This window comes from Legionella sp. km772 (assembly GCF_003989735.1).
Classification (GTDB): domain Bacteria; phylum Pseudomonadota; class Gammaproteobacteria; order Legionellales; family Legionellaceae; genus Legionella.
Genome location: NZ_RZGQ01000134.1, coordinates 1 through 7662, shown reverse-complemented (window position 1 = coordinate 7662; position 7662 = coordinate 1). Strand labels below are relative to the sequence as shown.

Genomic DNA, 7662 nt, shown 5'->3' with positions numbered 1-7662 from the left:
TTATTAACCATTTAGAGCGAATAAGCCTCACAGCCTAAATTTACCGAATCTTTTGTCGACTGTTGATTAAAAAACAGCTGAACAATAATTGGTTCATTTCTAGTCATGAAAAGCCCCAGGCTTTTTTACATAGTGCCACAGTGATTTTGAGCTGAAATTCTCAAAGCGAAGAAATCGTGTTACTTTGTCATGAGTAAATGCGCCATCAACCAAATCAGACAGTCCTGTTGCTGTCGCATATTTGTTTTGGAAAATCAAATAATCACTATAAAGATCAAGCATATCCATTTAATTCCCTCCCTAAAATTAAGGGCGGAATTCTAATGCTTTTTAGTCAAACTACAAGTTTATGTGCGTAACATGAGTGAATTAGAGCAAACCGTGAAAAATCTGCAATTTCAAAAGACCATATCTTTCTATAAAGGATTACCCGGATTTCCCGGATTTAATCCTTTATTATTTCAAGTGGGAACAAAACCGTTCACCCCTAGTAAAGAAAAGGATGCAACCCCAAGCTATCCTGAACACACGATGTAATTTTACGCCTTGCGTTTCTTCATGGAAGAAACGCAAATGCTTCTAGCAAATCATCGCTTTTTCCCCAGAAAACTCGCTATCTTATATAAAATCACGGTATAATACTGGCCAATTCACATTCAAATACTTAATTCTATGAAAAAAATGGCATTTTTTTGGCGTAAAGGTCTTTGGGCGCTGATGAGCCTGTTTTTTCTTTTGCTAGTTGGCGGCAGTTTTTTATATCTCTATCTTGAGAGTCAATTACCTAATGTAGACTCCTTAAAAACTGTACAATTGCAAGTACCCTTACAAATTTTTAGTAAAGATGGTTTATTAATCCAAGAATATGGCGAAAAGAAACGCATTCCGCTTACTTATGAAGAAATCCCTAAAACCCTAGTTTATGCTCTAGTAGCAACTGAAGATCAACGCTTCTTTGAGCATCCGGGCGTAGATATTATGGGCTTAGGGCGTGCTACGGTACGCATGATTAAAACCGGCACCAAATCCCAAGGTGGTAGTACGATCACGATGCAGGTTGCCCGGAATTTCTTTTTAAGCCGTAAAAAAACCTTTTTACGTAAATTCAATGAAATTATGCTCGCTATTAAAATTGATAGAGAGTTAAGTAAAGAAAAAATTCTTGAGCTCTATTTAAATAGAGTTTATTTAGGAAACCGCGCTTATGGTGTCGGCGCTGCAGCGATGGTCTACTTTGGCAAACCACTCAAAGAGCTCAATTTAGCTGAGTTAGCAATGATAGCAGGCCTTCCGCAAGCACCTTCAACTCAAAATCCGATTGCCAATCCTATTGCAGCTAAAAAACGACGCGATCATGTATTAGAGCGTTTATTAGAAGAGCACTATATTAACGATGCGCAATATCAAAATGCCATTAACCAGCCAATTACTGCAAAATATCATGGCTCGCCTATCCAAGTGCATGCACCCTATGTGGCCGAGATGATCCGCCAATCCTTATATGATAATTTTGGGGCGGACGCCTACACGAAAGGCTATAAAGTGTATACTACCATTGATAGCCACTTACAAAATACCGCCAATACGGTTGTTGCTAAAAACCTAATTGCTTATGATCACCGCCATGGTTATCGGGGTCCAGTCGCAAAGGTAAACGAAAAAGACAGCCAAATAGCTGCAGTACGACAAAAAACCTTAATGCAATATCCGCAAATGAATGGTTTAATTCCTGCTTTAGTTACGGAAGTAAAAGCCAAAGAAGCAACGGTGGCTTTAGCGAATGGGAAAATGGTTCTTATCCCTTGGCAAGGACTTTCTTGGGCAAGGCCTGCATTAAAGAAAGGCTGGATGGGACGAGCGCCGCAAAAAGCGCAGCAAGTGCTTGCTGTGGGTGATGTAATTTATGTCCATAAAACAGAGAAAAATTGGGAATTAGCCCAAATTCCTGAGGCTGAATCGGCCTTGGTAGCACTTAATCCTAAAAATGGTGCCATTGAAGTATTAATTGGCGGTTTTAATTTCCAAAAAAGTAAATTTAACCGAGCTACTCAATCGAGTAGGCAGCCAGGCTCTAGTTTTAAACCATTTGTGTATGCCGCTGCATTGAATAATGGTTACACTCTATCTACCCTAATTAACGATGCCCCCATTGTATTTGATGATCCAAGCCAACCCAACTTGTGGCGGCCCCATAATGTTAATTTAAAATTTAATGGCCCCACTCGCTTTAAACAAGCCCTAGTCCAATCTAAAAATCTAGTATCCATACGTATTCTTGATGATATAGGTCTTGATTATACTTTGGACTTCTTAACCCGCTTTGGATTTAATAAAAAACTGTTACCTAAGGGGTTATCATTAGCGTTAGGTAGTTTATCAGTAAGCCCTATGGATTTAACGGCTGCTTACGCTGTATTTGCTAATGGTGGATATAAAGTAGAACCATTTTTGATTGACCATATTACCGATGCTGAGGGTAAAGTTTTATTACAAGCAAAACCTAGTGTGGTATGTAATGCCTGCGATCCTAATACCGTGGACCCATCAACTATCGCCCCCCGTGTTCTACCTGCGGACATAACTTACTTAATGAATTCAGCACTTAAAGATGTTATCCAACATGGTACGGCAAGAGCCGCCCGCTCTTTAAACCGTCAAGACATCGCAGGAAAAACCGGAACGACTAATGATCAAGTAGACTCTTGGTTTGCCGGCTTTAATGGGGATTTAGTGGTAACCGCCTGGGTTGGTTTTGATAATCCTAAATCGCTGCATGAATATGCTGCGGGTCTTGCCCTTCCCTTATGGATTGATTTTATGAAGGTTGCTTTAAAAGATAAACCCCTAAGCGAAATGAAGCAGCCTGATGATGTGGTTGCGGTGCGGATTGACCCCATAAGTGGTTTATTAGCTAAACAGAACCAGCCGAATGCGATTATGGAATATTTCCGTAAAAAAGAAATTCCCGCAGAAGAAGACCCAACTCCAGTATTCCAAGCAGAAAATACTGAAAACAGCATCCCTAATGGTGATCCCCAAGCGCAAGATTTACCGCCAGTAGAAGAGTACTTATTCTAAGACTAATTCTCAGGTTGGGCTTTAGCCCAACCACTATTAAACAAAAATTGCCTTAAATTTTCCAACAGAGCACACTGAAGTAAATATGGTGGCTAATGCCAACAAACATCAATGGAATCTTTATTATTTAGCGATTCATTTACACTTTGCCAAAGTGCAGTAGAAACTAATTAGATAAACCATCTTACATAGGGTTTTATTTAAGGAGATAAAGTAAGGCCAGTATTTGACCCTACTTTAGGAAGCGATTACTTACCCGCAAGAGCAATGGTTGGTGGTGTGTAAGGATTACCTAATTCGCGAGCCACTGCTTCATAAGTAATTTTACCTTGATGGATATTTAAGCCATTTAGCAGATGTTGATCATCTAATAAAGCTAATTTAGTCCCTTTAGTTACAATATTTAAAACAAAGGGTAAAGTGGCATTATTCAAGGCAAAAGTTGAAGTTCTTGGTACGGCTCCAGGCATATTCGCGACACAGTAATGTACTACATTATCCACGACATAGGTGGGCTCTTGATGGGTTGTCGGACGGCTCGTTTCAAAACATCCACCTTGATCAATAGCCACATCCACCAATACAGAACCAGGGCGCATGGATTTAAGCATAGAGCGAGGTACTAACCTTGGAGCTGAGGCACCGGGAACTAAAACCGCACCAATAACTAAATCAGCCTGCGTTACATAATGTTCAATCGCGTCTGCTGTTGAATACACGGTATTAAGTTTGGATCCGAATTGAAAATCAAGTTCATTTAAACGTTGTAATGAACGATCTAAAACGATAACACGTGCTTCCATACCCATCGCCATGCGTACAGCATTGGTACCAACAACACCACCCCCAATAACCACTACCGTAGCTGCTGCAACACCTGGAACTCCGCCTAAAAGCACACCACTACCGCCCTGAGCCATTTCTAAACAGTGGGCCCCTGCTTGGATTGCCATTCGACCAGCTACTTGTGACATGGGCGCTAATAGAGGTAATCCACCATTATTTTCCGTAACCGTTTCATACGCAATCGCTGTAACACCAGACTCCATTAATAATCTGGTTTGTTGTGGGTCCGGCGCTAAATGCAAATAAGTAAATAAGGTTTGTCCTTCACGAAGACGTTTGCATTCAATAGGTTGAGGCTCTTTTACTTTTACAATTAGTTCCGCATTAGCAAAGATATCATCAGCACTATCTACAACCTCAGCACCAGCATTACGGTAATCTGCATCAGAAATACCAATTCCAAGACCAGCCCCTTTCTCAACCAACACACTGCTACCAGCACGAATAATTTCTCTAACACTCGAGGGCACAAGACCAACACGGTTTTCTTGTGATTTTATTTCCTTTGGTACACCTACTAACATAAAAACTCCCTAACGTTTTTTTAATTGTTCGATAAACTCTGGAACTAATGAAAATAAATCACCTACTAGCCCATAATTAGCTATTTGAAAAATAGGAGCATCTTCATCTTTGTTAATGGCCACAATTACTTTTGAATCTTTCATACCTGCTAAATGTTGCACTGCACCGGAAATGCCAATGGCAAAATATAAAGCAGGAGCAACGACTTTACCAGTTTGACCAACTTGATAATCATTAGGAACAAATCCAGCATCAACCGCTGCACGTGAAGCACCGACTGCAGCCCCTAAGGCATCAGCTAACTCCTCAATTAATTTAAATCGCTCGGCGCTTTGTAGACCCCTTCCCCCGGAAACAACAATTTTAGCGCTACCTAAATCTGGACGCTCTGATTTGCTTAATTCATGTTTGATAAACTGGCTATTTTTAGCCACAAATTCTTCATCTACATACTCAATAGCACAGGGCATTTGAATGGCGCTGACTGGGTCAAAGGCGGTTGTTCTTATCGTTAGTATTTTAATGGGATCTATAATGCGGACCGTCTCAATTGCATTCCCTGCATAAATTGGATGCTCAAAAGTGTCGGTATTTATAATCTTACTCACATCAGAAATTTGCGCGAGATCTAATAAAGCCGCTACTCGCGGTAGAATATTTTTACCGTAGGTGCTCGAAGCAGCCAAAATTGCATTAAAAGAAGATGCATGAGAGACAAGCAATTCTGCACATGACTCGGCTAATTGATGTTCATAACAGGGTTTATCGACACATAAAACGCGACCAACGCCATTAAGTTCGGCAACCTCTTCTGCTACTTTGGCACAATTGGAACCTATCACTAATAAAGTTGGTTTGCTATCCAGGCATAATGCAGCAGCGAGAACATTTCTCGTTGCTGGATGCATCTGTTGATTATTATGTTCAACCAGTACTAAAGCACCCATTGTCTCTCCTTATTAAAGCACTTTGGCTTCATGTTGTAATTTATCTAACAACTCAGCCACTGAATCAACTTTTACACCCCCACTTCTGGTCGCAGGCGCAGTCACTTTAAGCACTTCAATATGTTTTTTAAGCTCAAGTCCTAGACTATCTAATTCAATTATATCTAAAGGCTTACGCTTTGCTTTCATAATATTGGGTAAACTGGCATAGCGGGGTTCATTTAAACGTAAATCAGTACTTACTACCGCTGGTAAATGCACTTTCACAGTCTCAAGCCCACCATCTATTTCTCTCGTTACCTCAAGGGCATTATCGATTACTGTTATTTGGGAGGCATAGGTAGCTTGAGGCCAGCCTAATAAAGCAGCCAGCATTTGCGGGGTCTGATTATTGTCACCGTCAATGGCTTGTTTACCTAAAAGAACTAAGGCTGGTTGTTCGGTTGCTACTATTTTCTGAAGAATTTTTGCGATGTTTAAACTTTCTAAAACTTGTTCTGTTCGTACTAAGATGGCTTTGTCTGCACCTAAAGCTAAAGCATGCCGTAGCGTTTCTTGAGAGCTATCCGTTCCTATACTGACGGCCACAATTTCTGTTGCCCAATTTTTTTCGCGCAGGCGCAAGGCTTCTTCAATTGCAATTTCATCAAAAGGATTCATTGCCATTTTTATATTTTGTGTTTCAACACCTGAATTATCCGATTTAACGCGAATTTTGACATAGGGGTCTATCACACGTTTCACTGCCACGAGTACTTTCATGGTTCCCTCACTGGAATATCAAAACAACCAGCATCTTGCCAGAGATGCAGGTGTAAATTCAAGAGTTTAATTCTATTTAACCCTGGGATCAGAAGTTAATAGCGAATTAAAAATGATTAATAAAGTGTAACAGTTCATTTAACGCTCAATCAGCCTAAAGCATTGGCGCGGTTTTTGCCTCCTCAGGTTCATAAGGAATGAGGGCGGTAATGGAAGGAGAACGCAAAACACTAATAACTTCCTCAACATAATCAACCGCGTCTTTAGTTTTATCGGTATAGACTTCCTTATTTTGTTTAATCTTATCAAGTTCTTGTAAAATATCTAAATATTTCTGTTCAAGGCACCAATCTAGTTTATCTAAAACTTTTAAGTTAAATAAAAAGGCATCGACCATTTCACGTTTTTTCTGGCCGACACGAAAATTACCAAAAAATTGCTGTGCATTAAGAGCCAGGTATTTTTCAAAGGGTGAGGCGATTAATTTTAATTCGGGCGTATCAAACTGAATCCCTGGCTGTATCTTTTCCCCGGCAAGGACAAGTTCTTTGCATAATTCTGCAGCATCTACTTCCGCTTTATCGGTTGAAGGGGTTTGCGATAGTAAGGGGGCTAGAATAGTCGTGCCAATTTCTAGGCTAATGGTCAGGCAATGACGAGAAGTCCAAAAAATTAATTCTAGAATTCGAACCAGTAAAGTAGTTGTAGTCATGGCAGTAATAGCAGTATATTCTTGTAACAACTGCCCTACTTGCCTTAACTCTTGATAATTAGTTTTTCCGAGTTTTTGCCCCCCCTTTAAGAGTACATAATAAGCAGCATATACCAGAAAAAGCTCTTCAAAAAAAAGCGTAGTTCCAAAGCCTGCAATAATCACAGGAATCAATTTCACTAAATTTTTTAAAGCAATCGGCTTAATTGCCCCAGTTGAATCAAAAAAATCACTCGACGCATCAATCAAAGCAATTAAACTATCACATAAACTTTTACTCGCATAAGTAGTTGTGTGCGCTTTATAATTTTCTAGCCATTTTTTAAAATCTTCTTTGCTATGGATCCCGCTAAACTCAACCTCTTTAAACTTCGTAGGTTGAATTAATTTTTCATAACAAAAACTGAGTAATTTAAAACAACCGCCTTTTAAAAGTTCACCGGAGAGCTGTTGATCTAACCAAATTACTTCCGCTGAATAATGGGGACTTCGGTCAGGATGAAAAGATAAGGTTAATTTTCTATAATTTTTATCCAAATCTTTTTTGAGAAGCCCATTACTTAATAATTCATCATTAACTAGTTTGATAAAATGTTTTTCTAATAGTAATAATTTGGGCTTATCCAGTTGAGCTGTATAGCACTTTTTTTCTACATCATAAGGGCTATAGGTTGATATAGGCGCGGATTTTTAGACGAAAAAAAGGTATTTTTAAGAGCTATTCTTCTAATATAAGAGGGGAATAGAATGACCAAAAAGCGAAATTATTACACTGCATCAAAAAAATCAAAA

At 39.4% G+C, this 7662-nt stretch carries 7 protein-coding genes; 2 read left to right on the top strand and 5 right to left on the bottom strand.

Translation table 11 applies throughout. The features are described 5' to 3' along the window. Nucleotides 1–99: 99 nt before the first annotated feature. Complete coding sequence (locus ELY15_RS11810; RefSeq protein ID WP_127100270.1) at nt 100–288, bottom strand: hypothetical protein; 189 nt, start codon at nt 286–288, stop codon at nt 100–102. 72 nt (nt 289–360) lie between these two features. On the opposite strand from ELY15_RS11810, the gene ELY15_RS16180 reads away from it, so the two are divergent. Together ELY15_RS16180 and ELY15_RS11805 are read left to right on the top strand one after the other, a co-directional pair. Then, nucleotides 361–537: a hypothetical protein gene (locus tag ELY15_RS16180; protein WP_158617464.1), complete on the top strand. Its 177-nt coding sequence runs from the start codon at nt 361–363 to the stop codon at nt 535–537. 135 nt (nt 538–672) lie between these two features. Continuing rightward, nucleotides 673–3078 (top strand): penicillin-binding protein 1A, encoded by a 2406-nt coding sequence (locus ELY15_RS11805; RefSeq protein ID WP_127100268.1) that lies wholly within the window; start codon nt 673–675, stop codon nt 3076–3078. A gap of 248 nt (nt 3079–3326) precedes the next feature. On the opposite strand, the gene ald is transcribed toward ELY15_RS11805, so the two are convergent. The 4 genes from ald to ELY15_RS11785 form a co-directional block, all read right to left on the bottom strand. Next, nucleotides 3327–4448 carry an alanine dehydrogenase gene (ald, locus tag ELY15_RS11800; protein ID WP_127100266.1) on the bottom strand — a complete coding sequence of 374 codons (1122 nt, stop codon included), beginning with the start codon at nt 4446–4448 and terminating at the stop codon, nt 3327–3329. 9 nt (nt 4449–4457) lie between these two features. Beyond that, nucleotides 4458–5396: an electron transfer flavoprotein subunit alpha/FixB family protein gene (locus ELY15_RS11795; protein WP_127100264.1), complete on the bottom strand. Its 939-nt coding sequence runs from the start codon at nt 5394–5396 to the stop codon at nt 4458–4460. A gap of 12 nt (nt 5397–5408) precedes the next feature. Then, nucleotides 5409–6158 carry an electron transfer flavoprotein subunit beta/FixA family protein gene (locus ELY15_RS11790; protein WP_127100262.1) on the bottom strand — a complete coding sequence of 250 codons (750 nt, stop codon included), beginning with the start codon at nt 6156–6158 and terminating at the stop codon, nt 5409–5411. Nucleotides 6159–6312: 154 nt separating this feature from the next. Then, a complete protein-coding gene (locus tag ELY15_RS11785; RefSeq protein WP_127100261.1) occupies nt 6313–7407 on the bottom strand; it encodes a J domain-containing protein in 1095 nt (364 codons plus the stop codon). Nucleotides 7408–7662: the final 255 nt, after the last annotated feature.

Excerpts from the sequence above, each read along its gene's own strand:
- ELY15_RS11810 (WP_127100270.1), bottom strand. The coding sequence starts at position 288 with ATGGATATGCTTGATCTTTATAGTGATTATTTGATTTTCCAAAACAAA.
- ELY15_RS16180 (WP_158617464.1), top strand. The coding sequence starts at position 361 with ATGAGTGAATTAGAGCAAACCGTGAAAAATCTGCAATTTCAAAAGACC.
- ELY15_RS11805 (WP_127100268.1), top strand. The coding sequence starts at position 673 with ATGAAAAAAATGGCATTTTTTTGGCGTAAAGGTCTTTGGGCGCTGATG.
- ald (WP_127100266.1), bottom strand. The coding sequence starts at position 4,448 with ATGTTAGTAGGTGTACCAAAGGAAATAAAATCACAAGAAAACCGTGTT.
- ELY15_RS11795 (WP_127100264.1), bottom strand. The coding sequence starts at position 5,396 with ATGGGTGCTTTAGTACTGGTTGAACATAATAATCAACAGATGCATCCA.
- ELY15_RS11790 (WP_127100262.1), bottom strand. The coding sequence starts at position 6,158 with ATGAAAGTACTCGTGGCAGTGAAACGTGTGATAGACCCCTATGTCAAA.